Source organism: Methanolapillus millepedarum (genome assembly GCF_032594115.1).
GTDB lineage: Archaea > Halobacteriota > Methanosarcinia > Methanosarcinales > Methanosarcinaceae > Methanolapillus > Methanolapillus millepedarum.
Genome location: NZ_CP131060.1, coordinates 1,575,543 through 1,597,848, shown reverse-complemented (window position 1 = coordinate 1,597,848; position 22,306 = coordinate 1,575,543). Strand labels below are relative to the sequence as shown.

Annotated in this window: 21 protein-coding genes, 3 tRNA genes and 1 other RNA gene; 9 read left to right on the top strand and 16 right to left on the bottom strand. The window is 42.7% G+C overall.

The window, feature by feature from the left end; genetic code table 11:
* Positions 1-86: 86 nt before the first annotated feature.
* Positions 87-400: signal recognition particle sRNA (ffs, locus tag MsAc7_RS07365), an RNA gene on the top strand.
* Positions 401-524: 124 nt separating this feature from the next.
* A tRNA-Ser gene (locus MsAc7_RS07360) sits at positions 525-609 on the top strand.
* A gap of 166 nt (positions 610-775) precedes the next feature.
* Here MsAc7_RS07360 and MsAc7_RS07355 read toward each other — a convergent pair.
* The 7 genes from MsAc7_RS07355 to MsAc7_RS07325 form a co-directional block, all read right to left on the bottom strand.
* Complete coding sequence (locus tag MsAc7_RS07355) at positions 776-2,020, bottom strand: radical SAM/SPASM domain-containing protein (RefSeq protein ID WP_338102272.1); 1,245 nt, start codon at positions 2,018-2,020, stop codon at positions 776-778.
* A gap of 14 nt (positions 2,021-2,034) precedes the next feature.
* Positions 2,035-2,448 (bottom strand): TfoX/Sxy family protein, encoded by a 414-nt coding sequence (locus MsAc7_RS07350; protein ID WP_338102271.1) that lies wholly within the window; start codon positions 2,446-2,448, stop codon positions 2,035-2,037.
* An 84-nt stretch (positions 2,449-2,532) separates the two neighbouring features.
* Positions 2,533-3,744: an NAD(P)/FAD-dependent oxidoreductase gene (locus MsAc7_RS07345; RefSeq protein WP_338102270.1), complete on the bottom strand. Its 1,212-nt coding sequence runs from the start codon at positions 3,742-3,744 to the stop codon at positions 2,533-2,535.
* A 235-nt stretch (positions 3,745-3,979) separates the two neighbouring features.
* The gene (locus MsAc7_RS07340; RefSeq protein WP_338102269.1) at positions 3,980-4,981 is read right to left on the bottom strand and encodes a UbiA prenyltransferase family protein; all 1,002 of its coding nucleotides are present in this window, start codon (positions 4,979-4,981) and stop codon (positions 3,980-3,982) included.
* Positions 4,982-5,200: 219 nt separating this feature from the next.
* Positions 5,201-6,715, bottom strand: a complete 1,515-nt coding sequence (gene tgtA / locus MsAc7_RS07335; protein WP_338102268.1) for a tRNA guanosine(15) transglycosylase TgtA — start codon at positions 6,713-6,715, stop codon at positions 5,201-5,203.
* Positions 6,716-7,054: 339 nt separating this feature from the next.
* On the bottom strand, positions 7,055-7,186 hold the full coding sequence (locus tag MsAc7_RS07330; RefSeq protein ID WP_338102267.1) for a hypothetical protein: 132 nt from the start codon (positions 7,184-7,186) through the stop codon (positions 7,055-7,057).
* A 47-nt stretch (positions 7,187-7,233) separates the two neighbouring features.
* Complete coding sequence (locus MsAc7_RS07325) at positions 7,234-8,451, bottom strand: HD domain-containing protein (RefSeq protein ID WP_338102266.1); 1,218 nt, start codon at positions 8,449-8,451, stop codon at positions 7,234-7,236.
* 237 nt (positions 8,452-8,688) lie between these two features.
* On the opposite strand from MsAc7_RS07325, the gene cofH reads away from it, so the two are divergent.
* The 5 genes from cofH (at position 8,689) to MsAc7_RS07300 (ending at position 13,512) form a co-directional block, all read left to right on the top strand.
* On the top strand, positions 8,689-9,801 hold the full coding sequence (cofH, locus tag MsAc7_RS07320) for a 5-amino-6-(D-ribitylamino)uracil--L-tyrosine 4-hydroxyphenyl transferase CofH (protein ID WP_338102265.1): 1,113 nt from the start codon (positions 8,689-8,691) through the stop codon (positions 9,799-9,801).
* 154 nt (positions 9,802-9,955) lie between these two features.
* Positions 9,956-10,876, top strand: coding sequence for an AEC family transporter (locus MsAc7_RS07315; RefSeq protein WP_338102264.1), 921 nt, complete (start codon positions 9,956-9,958; stop codon positions 10,874-10,876).
* A gap of 566 nt (positions 10,877-11,442) precedes the next feature.
* Positions 11,443-12,363 carry a 2-phospho-L-lactate transferase gene (cofD, locus tag MsAc7_RS07310; protein WP_338102263.1) on the top strand — a complete coding sequence of 307 codons (921 nt, stop codon included), beginning with the start codon at positions 11,443-11,445 and terminating at the stop codon, positions 12,361-12,363.
* Between the two features lie 194 nt (positions 12,364-12,557).
* Positions 12,558-13,025: a hypothetical protein gene (locus tag MsAc7_RS07305; protein ID WP_338102262.1), complete on the top strand. Its 468-nt coding sequence runs from the start codon at positions 12,558-12,560 to the stop codon at positions 13,023-13,025.
* Entirely contained in the window at positions 13,009-13,512 is a 504-nt protein-coding gene (locus MsAc7_RS07300; RefSeq protein ID WP_338102261.1) for a DUF6575 domain-containing protein, read from the top strand. The genes MsAc7_RS07305 and MsAc7_RS07300 overlap by 17 nt, the downstream gene beginning before the upstream one ends.
* Positions 13,513-13,606: 94 nt before the next feature.
* Here MsAc7_RS07300 and MsAc7_RS07295 read toward each other — a convergent pair.
* The 3 genes from MsAc7_RS07295 to argS all read right to left on the bottom strand — a co-directional run bounded on the left by MsAc7_RS07295 (position 13,607) and on the right by argS (position 15,846).
* Positions 13,607-13,679: transfer RNA gene (locus MsAc7_RS07295), tRNA-Asp, on the bottom strand.
* A gap of 152 nt (positions 13,680-13,831) precedes the next feature.
* Positions 13,832-13,940 (bottom strand) — tRNA-Tyr (locus MsAc7_RS07290).
* 172 nt (positions 13,941-14,112) lie between these two features.
* Positions 14,113-15,846, bottom strand: a complete 1,734-nt coding sequence (gene argS, locus MsAc7_RS07285; protein WP_338102260.1) for an arginine--tRNA ligase — start codon at positions 15,844-15,846, stop codon at positions 14,113-14,115.
* 330 nt (positions 15,847-16,176) lie between these two features.
* Here argS and MsAc7_RS07280 point away from each other — a divergent pair, with 330 nt between their 5' ends.
* Together MsAc7_RS07280 and MsAc7_RS07275 are read left to right on the top strand one after the other, a co-directional pair.
* The gene (locus MsAc7_RS07280; protein ID WP_338102259.1) at positions 16,177-17,268 is read left to right on the top strand and encodes an AI-2E family transporter; all 1,092 of its coding nucleotides are present in this window, start codon (positions 16,177-16,179) and stop codon (positions 17,266-17,268) included.
* A gap of 290 nt (positions 17,269-17,558) precedes the next feature.
* Positions 17,559-18,638, top strand: a complete 1,080-nt coding sequence (locus MsAc7_RS07275; protein WP_338102258.1) for an AI-2E family transporter — start codon at positions 17,559-17,561, stop codon at positions 18,636-18,638.
* A gap of 90 nt (positions 18,639-18,728) precedes the next feature.
* Here MsAc7_RS07275 and MsAc7_RS07270 read toward each other — a convergent pair whose 3' ends face one another.
* The 6 genes from MsAc7_RS07270 to MsAc7_RS07250 all read right to left on the bottom strand — a co-directional run bounded on the left by MsAc7_RS07270 (position 18,729) and on the right by MsAc7_RS07250 (position 22,125).
* Complete coding sequence (locus MsAc7_RS07270; RefSeq protein ID WP_338102257.1) at positions 18,729-20,291, bottom strand: phytoene desaturase family protein; 1,563 nt, start codon at positions 20,289-20,291, stop codon at positions 18,729-18,731.
* Between the two features lie 141 nt (positions 20,292-20,432).
* Positions 20,433-21,155 (bottom strand): phosphoribosylaminoimidazolesuccinocarboxamide synthase, encoded by a 723-nt coding sequence (gene purC, locus MsAc7_RS07265; RefSeq protein WP_338103483.1) that lies wholly within the window; start codon positions 21,153-21,155, stop codon positions 20,433-20,435.
* Positions 21,156-21,334: 179 nt separating this feature from the next.
* On the bottom strand, positions 21,335-21,421 hold the full coding sequence (locus MsAc7_RS08975) for a DUF6019 family protein (protein WP_420847471.1): 87 nt from the start codon (positions 21,419-21,421) through the stop codon (positions 21,335-21,337).
* A 103-nt stretch (positions 21,422-21,524) separates the two neighbouring features.
* A complete protein-coding gene (locus MsAc7_RS07260) occupies positions 21,525-21,677 on the bottom strand; it encodes a hypothetical protein (RefSeq protein ID WP_338102256.1) in 153 nt (50 codons plus the stop codon).
* Between the two features lie 25 nt (positions 21,678-21,702).
* The gene (locus MsAc7_RS07255; protein WP_338102255.1) at positions 21,703-21,906 is read right to left on the bottom strand and encodes a hypothetical protein; all 204 of its coding nucleotides are present in this window, start codon (positions 21,904-21,906) and stop codon (positions 21,703-21,705) included.
* 21 nt (positions 21,907-21,927) lie between these two features.
* Entirely contained in the window at positions 21,928-22,125 is a 198-nt protein-coding gene (locus MsAc7_RS07250; RefSeq protein WP_338102254.1) for a hypothetical protein, read from the bottom strand.
* Between the last annotated feature and the right edge of the window lie 181 nt (positions 22,126-22,306).

Below are 22,306 nucleotides of genomic sequence, written 5' to 3'. Positions count from 1 at the left end.
ATGTCGATTTAAAAAACAAATTCATTTTTTCAATATCGGCCGGAAAAGGGATAATCTTATAAATTATCCCATACTTATTGCTTACCTGGTGGGCTAGTCAGGGCAGCTCGGCGTTGCCTGTAACTCGAAATCGCCGATAAGCGAGTGACGAAGCAAAGGGAAGATGTTCCCAACCATAGATATGCCTAAAATCTTAACGTTGAAACCTCGTCCTGTCGGGAATGTGGTGGTAAGCGAATTGAAAGGAGTTTCGGTTTGTTTATCTTAATCGTGGAAACCGGTTCAGGCCCGGAAGGGAGCAGACTTACCGCGGACAACAGTCGCTGAAAGGGTTGCGGGGCGGAGGAGAGGTTTTCGAAACTGTCTGTGGAAGGGGCAGCAACTTGATGCACGCTCACCTTTTTTTATCCGATTTGGAAAAAATAAAACTGAATAAATCATTTTTTACGGCAAACATTAAATATTTCATCTTTCTTTATAGGGGAAAGACTGAGCCGTATTTGATTCATTTTATTCGTTTTCGTGACGAGATAGCCTAGCTCGGTAGGGCGTAGGATTGCTAATCCTATGTTGCACTGCAACTCGGGGGTTCAAATCCCCCTCTCGTCGTTTTTTAATTTATTATGTCTTTTTTATGATAGCTTTTTTGTTGTTTTTTGTTGTCCGGCGGCATACGCACGCGTTATGGCGACACAATCATTTCGATTTCAAAATCCGGCATCGTTTTAAAAATGAAAAGAGAAAAATAGAACAGAACTTATTGTCGCGCCCGAGCTCATTCAAACCGGCTTTCATACTCTTTTCTGAATTCAGCGTCCCGCATGAGACAGCCTTCCGCTTTACGATAAGCCGGATCCTTTCGGATTTTTTTCCAGGCTTCCGCCACAGCGTTTTTGCCGTCTTTGACATTGCCGTACGGAATCGGAACGCAGGAGCAGGGCAAAATATTCCCTTCGGGGGTTATGTGCATCCATTGCCGGCCGGCCATACAGCCGAATGTGTTCACAATAATCGGACCCGGAAACAGTTTGGGGCCAAACGGTTCACTTTCATGTCGGCGGACAAAATCGGCAAACATTTCGTGCTGCTTTGGCGTTAAAATTTCATTCGTATTATTCAACCAGCGTCCGGTCGGCACAATTTCATAAAAAGACAATTCATGAACGCCCAAATCAGCCGCCAGTTGATAGATTTGTTCCAAATCATCCACATTGTAAGGCGCGAGAACAATGTACATGTTGACCAAAAGACCGACAGAAAGAGCGTTTTTAATTCCGGCCGTCGCTTTGTCAAAAATGCCAAAAACACCGCGCATCCGGTCATGTTCTTGAGGACGCGGACTGTCAATGCTGACCGTAATCGAATAAAGACCGGCGTCCTTTAACAACCGGGCTTTTTCAAGAGAAAGGCCGACGCCGGAGGTAAACATGCAGGCAATCGCTTGCTTTGGATCGACGTAAGAAATCAGTTCTTCCAGACCGGCATAACCGAGCGGTTCGCCGCCGTCAAAAATAATACTGGTCGCGCCGGCACGTATGCATTGATCAATCGCATCTTTCACTTCCGGAACGCTCAGTTTGGCATGATTGTTTTTATTCGGAAGCGCGCAGTGCAGGCAGCGGTTCGGACACTCTTCCGTAATGGAGATCGTCACTTGTTCCGGCTTGTATTTTCCAAATCCCGACATCATCCGGCTTTGAACCAAACGGGAAAAAACCGGAGACGGAATCGGCGCCATCCAAGTTGAGAAGATAAGTGAACGGCCGTACCGTTCCGAATAGGAATTCAGAGTAGAATACGAATTGGAATTTGAATTGGAATCCGAATTGGGGTCCGGATTGGAAACGGGATCCGGTTCTAATTCCGCAATATACTTCTTTTGATCGAAAAAGGACATTTCTTTGGAAACGCGTTTTCCGAGAATCGGAGACAAAAGACCCTTGGACGTCACTTCTGTTTTGCCGAGGACCGGCTCGATATCGACTTCAAAGAAAGGATTTTTGTAAATCGGATATTTCATTTTGTCACCAAATGTTACTGTTTTTTCTTAATTTTGCCCGGCGTTTCGTTGATTTTCGGTTCTTTTGTTTTCGGTTCCTTAGCCTTTGTTTCTTTAGCCTTTTTCTCGGTTTTCGGTTTTTTCGGCTTCGGTTCCGGCAATTCCTCGTATGTTTTTCGGATGAGCGCGCAAAGAAATTCACGGTCTTCCAAATCGTCAATTAAAAATTGAGGCTTAGCGCCCGGATATGGCGGCGCTTCCGTAACGTTTTGAAGCATTTCTTTCCCGACGTCCGTTTTTTTGAGGAAAAACTGATTATCGCAAATGAGCGCAACAATTTTCCCGTTCAAGTAAATCGCGTATTCGCCAAACATTTTCCGGGATGAAATCATACCCGCATCTCTTAATTGCTCACAAACAAAATCAACAAATTCCTGTGAAGAAGCCATGAAATCTCGACCATTTGAAGACAGAAGACAGAAAAAACAAAAATAAAAATAAAAAAACAAATTTTTCAGATTTTTTGGTTTGAATCATCTGTTTCTGAAATAAGCGCCCGCTTTTAAAATAGCGGACGGTTTTTTCCGAAGCATCAATTCCAAAACGGAAAGTCCCTGATCCATCGCGCTTCCTTTAATCAGCGACGAGATGTCCTCATTTTCAAACACTTCGAAAAGCTCGTCAATTTCCGTGTCGTCCATTTTCCGAAGGGTTTCAAGGCCGACGCGCCCGAATGTATGCTCGACGGATAAATCCTTTTTCCATTGGGAAGAGTAATTGGACAGCGATTTTTCCGATAAATCATCCTGAGCGATTGCTTTAGCGCCGACATTTCCCGCAATCTGTCCGGCTCGCATGGCGTATCCGATTCCGGATTGACCCGCCGCGCCGCCAACCACCATGACGTTTGCACCGTAAATTTTGTCGGGAATGGTGACAATCGGGTCGCCCGCGCTTTTGGACGCGACAATTTCGAAATGATCATCGGACAAGTTTTTCAATTCCTTGAATTTTTCAACCCACGGATTTAAGAATTGAGAAACATCTTTTCCGAAATAACGGACGTAAACGCCGATCGCCGCGTTGTCGCCGCCCCGCGGCAAATAGCTGGATTTCCAACCGGGCGCATGACTTCCGACATAATACTCGGCAAATTTTGCATCACCAATGCCGGATCCGGGCGCTCGGATTTCAAGTTCGGTTCCCCAGGCAATGTCTTCGGGATGCTTCATGGTGTTTAACCCGACCGCTTTGGCGTTTTTAGACAAAATGCCGTCGGCGATAATCACAATTTTGGCTTTGACTTTTTCCTTTTGGTCGGAATCCGCACCGACAGGTTTTATTTTCAAAACGACGCCGTCTTCTTTCCTTTTGACGTCGAGAACTTCCGTTCCGGTTTGAATGTCAACGCCGGCCTTCATTGTTTTTTGTTCATAAAAGCGGTCAAAAATGGTTTTATCAATCGCATAGCCGGGCGTTTCCACCGTAATGGTGTGGCCGCCCGGGGAAATCAGTTTCATGCCGTCGATTTCGTGAACCACATAGGAGGAATCGACTTTTTCGCCGGCGTAGCTGAGCATTCCCTTAAAAAAAGAATTGGCCGGGTGCGGATCGTCGCCGATACGCTCCTTTTTTTCAAACAATCTGACATTGGCGCCGCCCATCGCCGCATACCGGGCCGCCATTAAACCGGCAGGAGACGCGCCGATGACCGCAATATCAATTTTTTCGGATTTTTCAGACATTTTATAACCTCAAATCATAAATGAACGAATTATTTTTACTGTTCATTCCCTGTAAATTATATAATTATTTGCCAGACAAAATCAAATAAAAATTAAATAAAGATTAAATAAAAATTAAATAATTGAAAATCAAATAAAAATCAGTCCCCTCTTTTTGAAAACGAAAGAAAATGTGATGCGATAACGCACGCGTATGCCGCCCGCCAAAAAAAAGAAAGATGAGATGGAAGATTCATCAGAATCCGAAAAATTCCAAAAGCGTCGGGTAAACGTCAACAAAAACCAACAGCAGAATGTCCAAAATCATGGCGGAGAACATAACACCGCGATAGTTGGAACCATCGACGAACAATCTTCCGCCAAGTTCAGGCGTCGGGTTTTTGATGAATTTGACGCAATGGAGCAACATCCAAAAACCGGACAACAGCGCAATGATGAAGTAAAGCGGTCCGAGGTTAGCGGAAAGCCCGATCGCGATGGAAAGAACAATGCCGATGACCCAAATGATCAAAATGAATTTGGCCGTGAGCGGAATGCCGTAAGTGACCGGAAGCGTGGGCGCGCCTTTTTGACGGTCGCCTTCAACGTCGCGGGAAACGCCGGCGAGCGTAAATCCCCAATCGGTCATGCAGATCATCAATCCGAAGAAGAGCGCCGGAAGCGGAAGCAAGTATGTCAATTTGAGGTCAGCGAGCGCGCTTGCCATTCCCGTAAAATACGGGCCGACAGCCGGCGTCAGAATTCCGGCCGGCGCAAACGCGAGCCAAATGCCGATCGGAACAAGACCGTAAGCCAAACCGACCGGAATGAAACTGAACGGCGTCTTTCTTTTAAAGAAAACGGAGTACAGCGTGATGATAAAAAGCGCAATCAAAAGGACGACAAAAGATTCCGGATTCATGTAAAAAGAAATGAAAACCGCAATCAAAGCCAGAGCTGTGGCATAAATAAAAGCGCTTCGCCGGGAGACTTGGCCGGACGGAAGCGGACGGTTCGGCAGATTGATTAAATCAATATCGACGTCAACACAATCGTTAAAAACATAAGAGCTGGTGATGGCAAAAAATCCGCCAATCGTCGCCAGCAGCAAGAGCCAAAGATTCGGGAGGTCGCCGGTTGCAAAATAATAAGCAAGCATTGCGGAGGAAGCCGGAAGCGTAATATCCATAAACGCGATTTCCGGACGGAGCATCGTAATGTAAGGCATTATTTTATTTTTGAGAGACAAATTGATCACCCGGACCGACACCGAAAAAGTCAACCGGCTATAAAAAATATTTTATTTCAAAGATTTGTTTGGAATATTATAGGATTAATAGGAATCGTTTTTGATTTTTTGAAAATATTTTACGATAAATTGAATCCTGAATGAATTCATCATTTTAATATTTATTGTCACATATATTGGCCGTATTCGGCATTCAAGAGATAAATAAACAACTCACACCTTTTTCCATTAATCCTCAAACTTTTCCAAGACGGCACAAACGGTTTTCAATTCTTCAAAGTAAGAGTCATCGAATTGATTCAGCCGTCTTCCTTTCACAAATGTGAATTGCGCGTTCGGGTTTTGCCGGATGAGCTTGATTGTGTTCTCAATTGCCTTTTTAAGCGATTCGGGGCCGGCGACGTCTCGAACTTCCGCATTAAACGGATAGTTTTCATCCAATTCAACCGGGTAAGCGCCAAAGGGCGGCTTAAACGTGAGAATGTTATCGTATTCCTTGTCTTTCTGGGACGGATAAGAGCGGATGAGCGCCGTTCCGAAAAGGTTGAACCGGTCAAGCCTCATTTCATAACGCAACACTTCCGGACGGTTCGCGGAAACCGCGCTGCATTCGAAAAAGGTGGATTTTGCCGCCGGATCGTGCTGTTCCAGCCAATCGGAATGGGAAAAAACGGCATCTAAAGCGCCCAGCATTTGCGGATGGGAATGGCACCGGAGTTCCACCAGTTCCATCAATTTTCCGTCCGCAATCGCTTGTTTAATTTGCCGGATTTCTTCAAAAGTCACGTATAAATTGTGACGGGCCAGCAGCTCTTCAAGATTCGGCGCTTTTCGGAGGCTGTCAGCCGTGTGGGCAACACAAACCGGACAGGAGCAGGGCAAATACTTCAGCCGGTCAACTTGGTACGTACCATTCACCGTAATGTATCGTCCGCCTTTGGCATACAGCGCGTACGCTGCCGAATCAAAAAGATCGCAGCCAAGAGCAACGGCGAGCGCAAACATCATGGGATGTCCCGCTCCGAACAAATGGACCGGCGCCACCGGATTGAGATTTTTCTTGGCGGCGACGATGATGTCGACAAGTTCCCGGTAGCGGTAGGCTTCCATAAGCGGAACGACCGCTCCGATCGGATAAACATCAAAATCAAGGTCGGACAAATAAGCTGCGCTTTTTTCCCGAAGATCAATATGCGTCGATCCTTGAATGGGACCGGCGAGCATCATGTCATCCCCGCGCTTTTTTTCTCCGGATTGCGCGCCGATTCTTGTTTGCTCGACAATCTCGCGCGCTTCTTTAAGCCGTTCGTGTGTGGTTGTCATTTCCGCAAGCGCCTTTTCGTAAGAAACATCCGGTCCGGTCGGAATGTCCAGCGGAACCCCGATATCGGTTCCGATTTGCTGCTCAAAAGAAATAATTTCGGCGTTTTCAACATTGATTTCACCGTAGACGGACAATTGGAAAGATCCGGAATCAGTCATGATCGGACCGTCAAACCCGAGTAAAGCGTGAAGACCGTCGGCAATCGCCTTTTCCCGAAGTTCCGGTTTGTTATAAATGATATACGAATTGGTGATTAAAATTTCAGCGCCGAAATTTCTCATTTCGGACGGGTCAATAATTCGGAGGTTTGGGTTAATGACCGGCATAACAGTCGGCGTTTCCACAACCCCGTGCGGCGTTTTCAACCGTCCGATTCGGCCGGCGCCGTCTTTTTCAATAATTTCAAAATTGGAGGACATAAAAAATCAACCTGTTTTAGGGAATGAAACAAATGGAAGTATTAAATTCTTCTCTCAAATTCAATTGATTTGAAAACAATAAAAGTGGAGAAACGCGGTTTTCTTATTTAAGCAAACCGTTGAACTTTTGAAAGATCCTGACGAGTGGCGAAGAGGCGTTGGCGGCGTCCGCGCGCGCTATAGCGACACATTTTTTGAATCAACCAAACCGAGATTTCAATTTCTATTTTTGATTTAGAAAATTCACCTTTGAGTTCTAATTTTGAACCCGATAAACCATCTCAATTAAGCAGACGTCATCCGTCTGCATAATTGGAGATTGTATGGCTGGAAAAGTTATCAGGAATGGCAGATGCAAATCGGAAAAAGAAAGCAACTGTATTCGGAAACGGAAGATGCAAACCGCAACAAGTAAGCAACCGTATTTCTGTGACCGAAGGGACCGTTTGCGAAGCAAACTTTCAGAAGCATCTTCCCACCGCTCCCGGAAAATTCCGAGCGACGCGAGGAATTTTCATTTATAAAAATCCGGAATCAATATCCGACAGCTTGAACTGTTTCGTTTTCGGTTTTTTGGACACGTCAAAGAAATCATAAGCCGCTTTGGAAACCACTTCCAAATGCTCCTTGGGCGAAAAAACACCCATTTTCCAAACGCTTTCCTGAGCCACTTCCAAAACGCGAACGAACGGAGACGCGTCCGTCAACTTTCTCATCGTCCGGTCCATGACTAAGGCTTTCATTTCGGCCATTTCCGGTTTTTGCGGGATGTCAATCATCACGTATTCCGGTTCAACGCCGGCGTTTTCAGCGATTTCTTTCTCAATCCGGGGAATGTTTTTGCGATACTCAAACACGTTTGTCCCGACGACGTCGAGTCCTTCGTAAAGGGCGCGCTTAAACAAATTGCGATTGTCGAGACGCTCGGCGATTTCACCGGGGAATCCTTCGGCGTTTCGCATCACACACGTGAGGCCCGGATCGTCCAGGCGGGCAAAGTCGGACGGGCGGATAACTTTGTTTTCCAAAAGATGGCCGCAGGCGCGGGAACACATGGTCTCGGAAATCCGGGAAACGTGATGGTAATAGACGGAGGAGTTCATCCAATACCGGGAAACCAACAGCGATTCAGCGGCTTTGATGGCGCTGGCGGATAAGACCAAACGGTCTTCATAAAAACTCATGTGATTCAAAAGACGCATATAGTCAACGCTTCCGGATGAGACGCCCGTATAATGCATGTCGCGCGCCAGATAATCCATTTTATCAACATCCATTTCGCTGCTCAAAATTTGACTGAGCGGGGTTTCGCCGGCAATGTGTTTGGCGATTTTGGACGGCGTAAAACCTTGGTCTTTCAAAACGTCGCCGATTTCGTTTTTGGAAATCAACTCCAAAACATTGTCATGCTTCCGGTTGGTGTAAATCTCAATGAGCTTTTCCGTCGCATGCGAAAACGGACCGTGCCCGATGTCATGAAGAAGCGAAGCGACGACAATCTCATCCATTTTGTTGCCGTCCAATTCTTGAATTTCTAAAAAAAGGGACGCCAAATGCATGGCGCCCATGCTGTGCTCAAAACGAGTGTGGTTGGCGCCCGGATAGACCAAATTCGAAAAGCCGAGCTGTCTAATCCGGCGCAGGCGCTGCATTTGAGGCGTATCGAATAAACGCTGCTCAAATTCGTTAAATTCAATATAACCGTGAATCGGATCTAAGATAACGCTTTTTTCCATTGAGACGACCGCTTTTTTTGTTCATAAATTATTTTTTCTTTGCCTTTTATTTTATTTAATTTAATTTTCCTTTATCTTCTGGTCTTATTTATATTTAAATATTCAGAAATGTGAACCCGCCAGAATTTTTTTATTTCGATACCCACCTCTTTATTGTTTACCCGTTGATTTCAACTGCATGTAAACGATAAAATAACTATATATAGATTCAAAAAGTTGAAATAAGCGGTGATTCCCATGGACCCGTTTCAATTCAAAAACAAAGAGATATCGAAACAGGAATGTTTGGAGCTGTTTGAAAACGATGCGATTTTTTTTGACACATTAAAGGCGGCTGACAGCGTTCGCGGGGACCTTTGCGGGAACGTCGTGACTTACATCTTAAACGCCAACATCAATTTTACCAACGTCTGTACCGGCTCCTGTCAATTTTGCGCGTTTAAAGTTTCTAAAAACAGCCCGTCCGCATTCTTTTTGACACCGGACCAAATCGGGCGAAAAGCTTGCGACGCTAAAATGGCGGGCGCTATGGAAGTCTGTGTTCAAGGCGGTCTCTTGCCGGAAATTGACACGCATTTCCAAATCGAAATTCTGAAAAGTATTCGGGCGCAAACCAATCCTCTCGGCGGGATTTCAATTCATGCGTTTTCGCCCATGGAAATATATACCGCTGCTGAAAATGCGGGACTTGATATTAAAACGGCCCTATCCATGCTCAAGGAAGCGGGACTGGATTCAATTCCGGGAACCGCCGCTGAAATTTTGGTTGACGACGTTCGAAAAACACTTTGCCCGGATAAAATTTCAGCCGACGACTGGGAAAAAGTGGTTAAAACCGCCCACAGAACCGGCATTCCGACAACCTGTACCATTATGTACGGCCACATTGAGGAAAACAAAGACCGTGTGGAACATCTTTTCCGCCTCAAGCGGATTCAGGAAGAAACCGGCGGCTTTACGGAATTTATTCCGCTTACATTTTTGCATGAAAACACGCCGCTCATCAAAAAAGGACTTGTGGAAAGCGGCGCTTCCGGTCTTTTGGATTTAAAAATGTACGCCATTCCGCGCCTTTTGTTCAAAGAAAAACTTCCCAATATTCAAGTGTCTTGGGTCAAACTCGGAACCAAATTCAGTCAAGTAGGGCTTTGCGCCGGCGCCAACGACTTTGGCGGAACATTGATGGAAGAAAATATTTCAAAAGCGGCCGGCTCAAAATACGGATCTTCCATGACGCAGCAAAAGATTGAAAACTGCATCCGGCAAATCGGAAGAGTCCCGAAACTCAGAAACACGCAATACAAAATCATTGAAGAAACGGCGCCGAAAACGCCGATTCAAACGTTCTGAAAACGGAAAACAAAAAAAACAGAACCGAAAATCATTAAAAAATCACGATTGTTCAATTAAATTAAGATTAAATAGAACCTCAAACTCAAAACAACCCTCTTTACTGCCCTAATTTTTAAATTCAAATTCTGAACCTGAGAATAATCGTGATTTCATGGATATTATTTACATCATCGTCATTTTGATTCTGCTGGGTTTTCTTCTCAAATATTTGGGCATTCTTTCCGAAAAAGATAAAGTGGCGCTCAACAATATCGTCATCAATGTCGCAATTCCGGCAACGCTCTTTTTATCTCTCCTGACCAATGTCAAGGCATCCGATTTGAGTTCTTATTTCAAATTGACTTTATTTATTCTGATCATTTCCCTGGTTTGCGCCGGCTTGTCTTATTTGATTGGAAAAGCGCTTAAAATGGATCTCAAATCATTGGCAGCGTTCATATTAGTTTCCTGTTGCGGCAACACTGCTTTTATGGGGTTTGCCGTCTGTTCCGGGTTCTATGGCGTTGACGGATTTGTCCGCGCCATTTTCTGTGACACAGCAACACTGTTTCTCATCATTATTCTTGGCACGTATCTCGGCATAAAAGTGAGCGGTCAAAAAGTCAGTTTCGTCAAACAAATCGTCAAGTTTCCGCCGATGATTGCTTGGGTTGTGACAATCATCCTGGTCATTCTCGGATTTCAAATCAGCATGCTGCCGACTTTTGTCGCAATCACACTCGGTTATTTGTCCGGACTCATGGTTCCACTCATTATGATTTCTCTGGGGTTGTCACTCTCTCCGAAATACTTAAAAGTCGCCGCCGTTCCCGCCATTTTGGTGACCGCCATTCAGTTGTTTTTTGCGCCGGTTCTCGGCATCGGCCTTTCCCATCTGTTTTCATTTGCGCCGCTGGACCGGAATGTCGCTGTTATTGAATCCGCCATGCCGCCCGCCATGACACCGTTGGTCTTTTCGGAAATTTACGGCATGAATTCCAAACTCATTTCCGGCGCTACCTTTTTGGCAACGGTCGTGTCCCTTGTGTCAATTCCGGCGTTGCATCTGCTTTTGGAAGCGGGACTTATCTGATGAAAAAGAGGATTATTTTTTGAGCATAAAATAATTTAATATATTTTTAAAAAAAATAATATAAAATCAAAAGAAATATATACTTTAAAATTAATCCCAGATTGTACAATTATTTTTAATTGTATGTGGGCTCAAAAACAATTCGACTCGATTTTGAACCCACAAGTGCTTAATAGCGAGGAAAGAATGGGGATTTTAGGATGGCACAACAGTTTGTGATATTTGCTTTATTATCACTCATAGCAATGGTGATATCACCATTTCTCCTAGTATCGATCATAAAAAAAGTACATAACCAGACATCAACACTTTTAATGTGCTTGCTGGAGGACTGCTTGTTAGAATGTATGTTGTTAGTTGCCAGTGCAGTCTGCTTCTGGTTTTGGCTTCTTATGGTATTTGGAAGTTTGCCAGCCTCCTAAAATGAATTCGGCAATGAATCATTTCATTGCTTTTCTTTTTTATGTTGTTGCTTTTCTGTTTTCTTTATTTCGTTTTCTTGACATCAACAAAGATTAAATCCATTGAAGCCGATGAACTATCATTTTTTAACGGAGGTTCTCAAAATGATCATTCTTTCCGGCGGAACCGGAACGCCAAAATTGATTGACGGTCTTCGGGCTCATCTTTCCGATGATGAAATCACCGTTATCGTGAATACCGGCGAAGACATCTGGATTTCGGAAACGTTCGTGTCACCCGACATCGATACGGTTCTCTATTTATTTTCCGGCGATTTGGACAAAACCCGATGGTGGGGAATGATTGACGAAACTTACACGACATACAATCAAATGAAAAAAATGGGAAAAACGGAGCTATTGATGCTCGGAGACCGGGACCGGGCAACCAATTTGATTCGGACGAATCTTCTAAAAACCAAAAGCTTGACGGAAGCGACCGTTTGTGTTGCCGAAATGCTTGGCGTTTCTGCCAATATCATTCCGATGTCGGACGAAATCATCACCAGCCGGATTAAAACACCGGATGGGGAACTTCACTTCCAGGAATTTTGGGTCGGAAAAAAAGGTGCGCCGGAAGTTTTATCATTTTACTATGAAGGAATTGAGAACGCGAAAATCTCAAAAAAAGCGCTGGAAGCGCTCAAAAAAGAAGACTGCGTCATCATCGGCCCGAGCAATCCGATGACCAGCATTGGTCCGATTTTGGCACTGCCGGAAATGAGAGAGATTCTGAAAAACAAAAAAGTCATTGCCGTCAGCCCCATTATCGGAACGGAACCGGTGAGCGGCCCGGCCGGAAAACTAATGGCATCTATTGGAATGGATGTGACGTCAAAAAGTGTCGCTGAATTTTATCGGGATGTTGTTGATGTTTTTGTGTACGACATTCGGGATACTGTGATTGACCCCGCGGAAATTGAAAATATGGGAATTTTGCCGGTTGCTTTTGATACGTTAATGACGGATTTTGAAAAACGGGAAAAGCTTGCGGGAAAGGTTTTAGAATTGTTTAAATTGATTTAAAATGCAGAAAATTGTTTGAAATTGGAATTGATTCAACGAAATCAAATCAACCTCAATTAAATCAATCCAAATTAAATCAATTTCAAGAAAATCAATCTAAACAAATTACATAATTTTTTAAAAAATATAATAATGTATTAATACGAATAGGTGTAACCTTCTTTGATAAAATAAAACGATCATTGAAGGCGACTATGATGGAAATTGAAAATTTAAAATACGATTGGCTTATTCTGGACTTAATTTCAAAAGGATATGTTTTTCCTTTTGAGTCTGTTTTTGAAATTGAAAAAGAAATGCCGGCATTCCGATTCGGCTTTGAATCATTTCCGGAAAAGAATCACACGATTCAGTACCTGGAAGAACCAAAACGATTTGAAAATAAAGAGAACATTTTTTCATATTGTGCGTTATCATGTTATAATTCACAAGCAAACGCTGAAAAAAGATATAAAGAACTCGCAGAAGCTCATTCCAATTTCAGAAAACTGACAGGAGACAGTTTATTTTTTGGAGTGATTAAACCGCCAGATGGGTGCGTAACAAAAAAAGATAAGAGAGGGCACTTTGACTTATTCGAATATAAAAATTTCCATGCGTCTGATAAATTCAAGTTTTTTAAAAGAATTCAAATGGTGATGATAAATGATGAATCCTGTTGAAAATATAAAAATACCAAACTTTCAGATATTTGAAAAAAAGGCCGACTTAATTTATTATGATGGGCCGCTTTTGTCTCATTTAATTTCACCGGCTGGAGAAGATTATATTTTTTACTGGGTGGATGTTAATGAAAAATACAATAAATGGATTGTCTTTCAAACAACTCCGAGTCAAATAGAAGAATACCTCAACAAGAAAATTTCACTACGACAATTTATGTTTGATTGCCTTGAAGGGATAGCTTATTCGATTGACATTGACAACAATATCGACTATCACAACGTATTCGCGTTTAACATCAATACAATCCTTCCGGAATACCTGCCGACAGAAGATTCGTATCATGTTTTTGAAGTCCGGGAGTATCCGGCTCGGAAAAAAACAGATGAAAACGTGAATTATGTGCGAAATGAACATGAAAAAATACAACAAGTCCGGGAGGAAGACTCAGATTACCGGATTGAAAACAGCGATGGTGAAAATTGACCGGAGAATGGCAAACTTTTAAAAACCGAAAACCATCAAAAATAAATAAAAAAGGCAACCGGTTCTTTGAAACGGTTGCCTTTTCTTTTTTCAGCGTCCAGACCGGGATTCGGACCCGGGTCGGGGCCTCGACAGGGCCCCATGATAGTCCCCTACACTATCTGGACAACAGATACTATTTTTTAAAATTTTCAAGCATTAACTGCTTAGCGTCCCATAAAAGAGACTTTTTGTATATATACCTTTCCCGCATCTCTCTCCTCAGAAAGAAAGTTCAACCGAATATGATTTCAAGCCAAACTTTCTGTCTGATTGTGAGTCCCGCCTCCCAGACTCGAACCGGGGGCATCGCGGTGCCTGCGCGATTTTTGCGAACCTCGCAAAAGACCAAACTACAGCCGCGCACTCTACCACTGAGTTAAGGCGGGAAGTTGACGAATCAACCCTTAACTCTTGTTGATTTACAGGTTTCAACGAAGCGGAAACCCATAAGGGACGGATTCTCAGTGAGAAAACGTACCCTTTCCATAGGATTCTTCATACTTATATATTTCGCTAAATGCCCGATAAGCCCAAGCATTCTGAAACAGAGCCGCCGGATTACATGGATTCCGGCGCGTCGATTCCCAAAACAAAAAGCGCATTTCCAATCGCGATTTTTGACGCGTAAACCAAAGACAAACGGGCTTTTTTCAAGTCGGCGTCGTCAATGTTTAAAACCGGAACATACCGGTAAAATTGATTGAAATCATCCGCCAACTCGCGGGCATAAATCGCGAATGGATGCGGTTTTAAATCTTTGGCGCACTCAAAAATTGTTTGTTCAAAACGCGCGATTCGTTTGATTAAAGCCGCTTCCTGCGGTTCGATGAGCCGGGAAAAATCGGCGCTTTGCAGATCGTTTTCCGACCGGATGATTCCGTCTTCTTTTGCCTTTAACAAAATATTGCTGGCGCGGGCATGGGAATATTGAATAAAGGGAGCGCCTTGTTTTTCAAAGTCAAGCGCCGCCTTCCAATCAAAAACGGTTGATTTTTCGGGAGACACTTTGATGATATCGTATCGGACGGCGCCGACACCGACCATTCTGGCAACATTGCGTTTGAATTCTTCCGACTCTTCCGGCCGCCTCTTTTCGATTTCTTCATAGGCCTTGTCAATGACTTCTTCCAGCAGATCGTCCGCGGAAATAAAAACCCCTCGGCGGGTACTCATCGACCCTTCCGGAAGTGAAACGAACTCAAAGATAACGACTTCAGGAACCTTTTGACCGAGCAAATCAAGCGCCGCCCGAAGCTGTCCGGAAATCAATTTGTGGTCGGCACCGAAAATATCCACCATCCGGTCGCACTGCGGACCCTTCCATTCGTGATAAGCGATGTCTCTGGTGGTGTAAAGTGATGTTTTGTTTGACCGCTGAATCACCAAGGTTTTTTCATACCCGTAATCCGACAGATCAACAACTAACGCCCCGTTCTCATCTTTTGTTTTACCGGTCTTTTTCAAACGGTCAATCACATTCCAAACGGCGCCGCTTTCGATAAACATCGACTCGCGAATGGATTTGTCATGTTTAACATTCATGAGGGACAAAGTTTCTTGAATGCCGGAAATCGCCAAATCGACGGCTGTTTTGAAACTCTCAATTGTCGCTTTATCGCCGGATTCCACTTTCTTCATCAAATCTTCAATATGATTGTTAATCGTTTCATCTTTGGACAGGTCAACGTTCGCTTTGATGTAAACATCCGCGATGGCGCTGTCGGATTTTTTGGTTTTATCGAGGGGATAATGAGCGCACGCCCAGGAAACAACCGCAATCTGGCGGCCGATGTCATTGACATAATATTGAACATCCACATCATATCCGGATTTTTTTAAGATGCGGGAGAGAGTGTCCCCGAGGGTTGAATTTCGAATGTGCCCGACATGAAGCGGACCGTTCGGGTTTGCGGATGTGTGTTCCAAAATAATTTTGCCGGTATTTTTCCCGCACCCGTAATTTTCCTTTTGGGCAACAACGTCCGAAACTGTTTTTGTCAAATAAAGATCAGACGCAAAAATATTGATATACGGACCGGTTGACGTCACTTTTTCAACCAAATCCGCTTTTTGAAGGTTTTCCGGGCGGATCGCGGAGACAATTTCCGCCGCTAATTTCGCCGGGCTTCCTTTTTCGGATTTGGATGCCATCAACTGAAACGCAAGCCTTGTGGATAAATCGGCATGTTCCGACACTTCAAATAAAATATCCTCCGCCGAAACATCGAATCCCAACGAAGCCGCCGCCTCTTTCAAGAGGAGCTGAACTTGATTTTTAAACTCAATAAACAAAAATCATCACACCTGAAAATTCAAAATGAAACTTTATCGATTTATAAATGTGTGACTAAATTGAGCATTTGAACTTAAAGATTTCTATATTTGTCTCAATCCGCCATCCGTTTGGAATTCAGTATTCTTATTTGGAAAATGATGTGATTCAATCGCCGATAACTACGAATCGGACCAAACAGGAAGTATTGTATATATAGAAATGAGAACTAATGAAGTGTGTCTTATTCTTGCGAATACAATTTCTCAATACATGCAAATACAATTTCATAAAATACAATTTCATAAAATACAATTTTTCACATAAAACCGTATCTTTGATGGATAATTATGCCGATTTCAACCAACAAAAATGTCTGGATTTCACTGAGCGCCATTTTCATAATCATGTGCGTGATTCTGGTGACACTTTTTTATTTCCAAGACATTTTTCTGATCTTTCTGGTCGGCTTATGTTTGATTTCGATTGTGGACAAATGTTCCCGGTTCTACAATAAACACACCGCGCGCCTGACGCATTTGCAAAAAATAACCGGCGTTGTTTTTTTGCTCATCCTGTTTTCATCCGCAATCATCTATTTTATTTCCTCGCAAATGGCTATCTTTTCCGACCTTTTTTCAGATATGTCTCAAATTCAAGGCATGATTGATGAAGGAACAAACTTTGTTTTTGCGACATTGGATGTCCTCCCGGATTCACTTTCCATCATTTTGGAAAACTATTTCATTAATTTGACAAACAGCGTTTTCGCCTCTTTGATGGACACGCTGTCGAAAATGTTTTCAGATGCACTCTTTTACGGCTTTTGCGCTGTTTTGCTCTACCCGATCATGTTTAATCTTTATTTTAAAGAAAAGGAACAAATTCGAGACCGAATGGAAGGATATGTCCCGAAAAAATTCAAAAAAGCCTATACGAACGCATCATCATCTATTTTGACGCAGGCCAATAACTTTTTTGTCGCTAAAATCATCGAAAGCATTTTCATTGCCGTCATGGCAAGCATCGGTTTTTATTTAGTCGGAATTCCGGGCTGGCTTTTTTTCGGAATCTTGTCCGGCCTTTTGAACAATGTTCCTTACATCGGCCCCACCCTTGCGGCTATCCCACCCGTTTTAATCGGCCTGACCATCGGCATTAACGTGGCTGTTTGGGCCGGCATTGTTTCCATTATTGTCCAGACTGTTGACAACTTTTACTTGATTCCGTTTATGATTTCCGACAAGGTGAACGTCAATCCGCTGACAACCGTCATTGTCGTTTTGATTTTTGCGGAACTGTTCGGCGCGCTCGGTATGATTCTATGTATTCCGATCTATATTTTTATGAAAATCATCTTGATTGAATCGTATAAGCAACTTGTTCAAATGTTCCCGGGTACCCCGAAAACAACACAAATATCTGAAAAACATTCAACCTGATATACGATTTTTATTTTTAATTTCGATATTTTATCCGACTCCGTTCACTCAGTTCCAATTTCCACTCATTCAACCCGTCTCAACAACGTTGAATAAAAAAAGAACCCGAAAACGAATCTCAAAAGACATCGTTAATATAATCCCATTTTTAATTAATCAAATTTATTTATCCCATTTCGATAAACATTTTTATATATTAATGGACAATATATGCTCTAACGTTTTTCTCAAATTAAAAATGAAATTGACCCAAAAAACCAGTATCCATCACCATTTGCAGGAAAGATAGCATGCCCATTTCAATGAATAAAAATGTATGGATTTCGATAACAATTATTTTTATTATCCTTTGTATAGGTTTGTTTACCCTTTTCTATTTCCAAGACATTTTTGTCCTTTTGCTGCTTGGACTCTGTATTATTGCGGTCATTGACAAATGTACCAAATTCTACAACAAACATACCACCAAACTGACACGGACACAAAGACGAATCGGCGCTGTCTTTGTTATTTTGACATTAATCGCGGTAACCGTTATCTTTGTTTATACTCAAATGGCCAGTTTTTCAAGTCTTTTTGAAGACATGAGCAACATCCAAAGCATGATTGAAGAAGGAACCCAAATTGTTTTGGCTCTTTTCAGCGCTTTGCCGGAATCGATCACCACTTCCATCGAAAATGCCGTCATGAGTTTGACAAACTCTATTTTCGCATCCCTCGTACAGGGCCTCTCAAAAGCGTTTTATTATATATTTGGAATGATTTTGCTTTATCCGATTATGTTCCGTCTTTACTTTAAGGACCGCGGAAGAATCAAAAATATGATCCTGGGAATGGTTCCGATGAAGTTTAACGAATCGTTTAAAAACGCATCTTCTGCCATTTTAACCCAAACCAATAAATTCTTCGTTGCCAAAGTGATGGAAAGCATTGCTCTTGCGGTCATCACAAGTGTCGGCTTTTTCCTCCTTGGAATTCCCGGTTGGCTGTTTCTCGGAATCCTTTTCGGTCTTCTCAACAACATCCCGTACATCGGTCCGTGGATTTCAACCATCCCGCCTCTTTTAATCGGACTCGCCATCAGTTGGCAGACCGCGATTTTAGTTCTTGTTGTGTCGCTCATCGCCCAAGCTGTTGACAACTACTACCTGGTCCCGTATATGATTTCCGACAAGGTGAGCGTCAGCCCGTTTACAACAGTCATTTTAGTGTTGGTTTTCGCTCAAGTTTTCGGCGCGCTCGGCATGATTTTGAGCATTCCGTTCTACATTGTTTTCAAAATCATCCTCGTGGAGTCTTACAAGCAACTTGTCCAAATGTTCCCGGACGATTCCTCAAAAACAGCAGCTGTAAAACCGGCTCCGGAATGAGGAAAAGCCGGTAACAAATAAAAATAATATATGATACAAAATTTTTGGAGATTTTAAATGTTAAAAACGAGGAACTTGAATTATAAAACTTTAATTTTTTTTCAAATCCGGCAAATATTTCCGGTCAAAATTGTATCCCGCAAAATTATTTTTCCGCATCAGTTTTCCGTCTTCTTCTAATTTTCCGAGCAATTCCACCACCGAATAAGATGCTCGCGTCACACCCATGCTTCTTTTATCGGCGTCCGTTCCCGCAACGTAGAAGTTTTCAATCGGCGTCCGGATGTCCGCAAATTCACCGGAAATGGTAACAGCCGCCTTTTCCGGAACCGTAATCTGTTCATGGCGCATAACAACATGTTTTTCAACATCCGGCGTCATTTCAAAAATTTGATCGTAAGCGTCTTTCACGCGCGAACGGATATTTTTTTGCGGCCGCGGAATGAACGCGAACCCGGCGTTTTGACAATCCGGCGGCGCCAATTTCTCATCATAATTGCTGGTCGAACCGCCCCAATACGGCATGTTTTCAAATTGAACTTCTGACCCGACGTAATCATATTCCGGCATTTTTTTGTCAAAACCGAGCCAAATTGTCAAAGAAACCGTGTGGTCAATGCGTTCTAACTTTTGAACATATTCCGAGGGAAGTGCCATGATTTGAGGCAGGCGGCTTGCGAAAGCGGTGTAAATAATCAAATCGGAATAATAAGTTTCATCTTCCACAGATACGCCTGTTGCTTTTAATTTTCCGTTTCGGCCTTCTTCCGTCAAAATCTCCGTAACTTTGCAGCCGGTTTTGATGTCCGCATTTTCCGGCATGGATGAAAGCACACAATTTGTAACGGATTGAATTCCGCCAACGGGGTATCCCTGAGTTGTAAAGCTGCCGCCATGCGTCATCATTTTTTTGGCAACCGTAAACATCGATGATGGCTCTTGAACCGGTTTTGATGTCTCGGCGTGACCGGAACTTCGGACGGAATACTGACCGTTTTGACTTGAATCTTCTTTTTGCTTTCCGAGATCGGATTCCCCGCGGACAATCGCTTCAAAATCCTCCCGGGTGAGATTTTGTTCTTTGACGACGCCGCTTCCGGCCAGCATTCTGTGAACGGTTGTTTCCTTCATACCTCGCCCGGACATGAACATGGAAAACGTATCCGCAAATGCCATTGTTTCCGGACCCAGTTTTTTGGGCAAACACTCGTAAACCGTTTTTTGAGAATAATCAGCGCCCATACCGGCTTTGACAAAAACGGATGCGATCGTTGATGTCAGTTTGAGCCGGTCTGAGAGCGGCAAATATGCGCAACCCATAAATCCGCGGACATTGGTCGGACAGCGGACCAAAGAATCACGCGTCCGAATGTAATAGTCGCCGTACGGATGAAAAGTCGGAACGGTACTGAAATATTGATTCATCAGATTCGGAAGCGGGCCGGCCCGAAGCGCCGTTATGGCATGCGGACCCGTGTCAACCATGAATCCGTCCACATTGTATGTCCGGCAGTTCCCGCCGACCACACTGTCTTTTTCAAGAACCAAAACACGGCTTCCATGCTTGGAAAGAACCAGCGCGGACAATAGACCGCTGATGCCGCCGCCGACAACGATGGCGTCATAAGTTTCATTTTCAGAACCGGGCTTCATAACAACACCAAAACAAGTCACATAAGGAAAATGAAAAATAAAGAAACAAAGGAACAAAAATAAAAACAAACCTAAATATGAAAATGAAAGATTTGTTCAAATCTTTCAATCTTTCAGTTGAAATTTTTCAGTTGAAAATTTTCAGTTGAAAATTTCCGGCACCAATTTTCGGGCAACGATTTCATATGTTTTTGACGGGTCGCCTTTGTCGAACCGGAAGACGTCTTTGTCCAAAGACTGTTTGGTTTCTTTGTCCCAAATCCGGCAGGTGTCGCAGGAAATTTCGTCCGCAAGAACGATTTCTTTGTTTGGTCCGCGGCGGCCGAACTCTAATTTAAAGTCCGGAAGTAAAAATCCGTTCTTTTCGAAATAGGATTTGAGAAGCTCATTGATTTTGAGCGCCGTCTTTTTGATTTCGGCCATTTCCTCAAAAGTGGCGACGTCCAGCGCGTAGGCGATGTCTTCGTTAATCATCGGGTCTTGGTATTCGTCGCTCTTGTAATCGAAAGCGACAATCGGCCGCTCAAAAACTTTTCCGGGCGGCATCGGATATTTTTTGGTGATGGAGCCGGCCGCGATGTTTCGGACGATGACTTCCAATTTGACGATTTCAACGACGTCGACGACCATGTCCACATCGGACGCCATGTTGACGTAATGCGTTTTAATGCCGTTTTCCTCAAGCATTTCAAAAATTTTCCGGGAAATTTGAGCGTTGTAGTAGCCTTTTTTAGGCGCTTCGCTTTTTTTGCCGCCGTTAAAAGCCGTTAAACTGTCTCTGAATTCGGAAATGAGTTTGGTCGGGTCATTGGTCTTGTAAAGGGTTTTGGCCTTTCCGGAATAAATCTGTTCAAGTTTTTTAATTTCTGTCAAGAAAATCACCGATTTGGGATGATTGAATGAATTGAAATGGAAAATGTCATTTAATGAATTATAGTATTTAAAAAGTTTGTTGATAAAAATAATTGGAAAAGAGGACAAAAAGAAGAAAAAAAGAAAAAGGAAAAAAGAAAAAGGAAAAAAGAAAAAAAAAGAAAAAAGATTTATTGTTTTCCTTTTCCTTCTTTTATGCCGTTTCGGACGGCGAATTTAATAACAAAATAAAGAAGTATCAACGGAATCACAAACATTAAAAGAACTGTAAATACAAGAATAGTCTCCGTTGTTCCAATCCCACTCATCACATTTTCACCTTTTGATTTTTTTATTCATTTAAATTTTTAGTCTTTCGTATTACTTTTTATTTTTAGATTCAGCTTCTATCCATCCGTCCCTGACCGCTTTTTTAATCACAAAATAAAGAAGCACTAAAAAAATGAGGAGCGGAACAATTGTCATAATAAACGCCATAAATAAAGCCATCGTACTTTCGTATGTTAAATCCATTTTTTCACCGGTTTTATTGTTTAATTTATTTAGATTCCAGAATACCGTCTTTAACCGCCTTTTTGACAACAAAATAAAGAACGACAAAGAAAACAACGAATGAACACGGATAAACTAAAAGCATAATTCCAAGAAGGAGTTGACTGCTAAAAGCCATATACAATAAGAAAGCGATAAGCACCAAAACCAATAAAAAGGCAGCCAGATTTTTTTGTTGTTTTGTATTCATTGAATCACCTTAAAACCACGGTTATTGCATTCTGACGTCGTATTTTGAAACAGACCGAACGCGCCCCCGGTCAATTTCATTCTCATATGCCAGCACAATCGTTTGATATTCCGATGAATTTCGGATTTCTTCAAGACTCTCTGCTTCAATGAGAATCGTTGAAGAGGAACCGGACGCCAAGATCGAACCGTCTGTTTGCGCATACACGCAGATTTTCATGGAAACCACCATTATTTTAACACAAATATGTATAAAATAAAATATAATTTAAAGGGATAAAATATTTTAAAAGTAATTGATTTGCATTGTATTTAATTATGCCGATTCAAAAAAACGGATAAATGAATAAAAAATCAATTTAAATAAAATAAGAAAACAAGAATATTCGCCATGCAGCGAA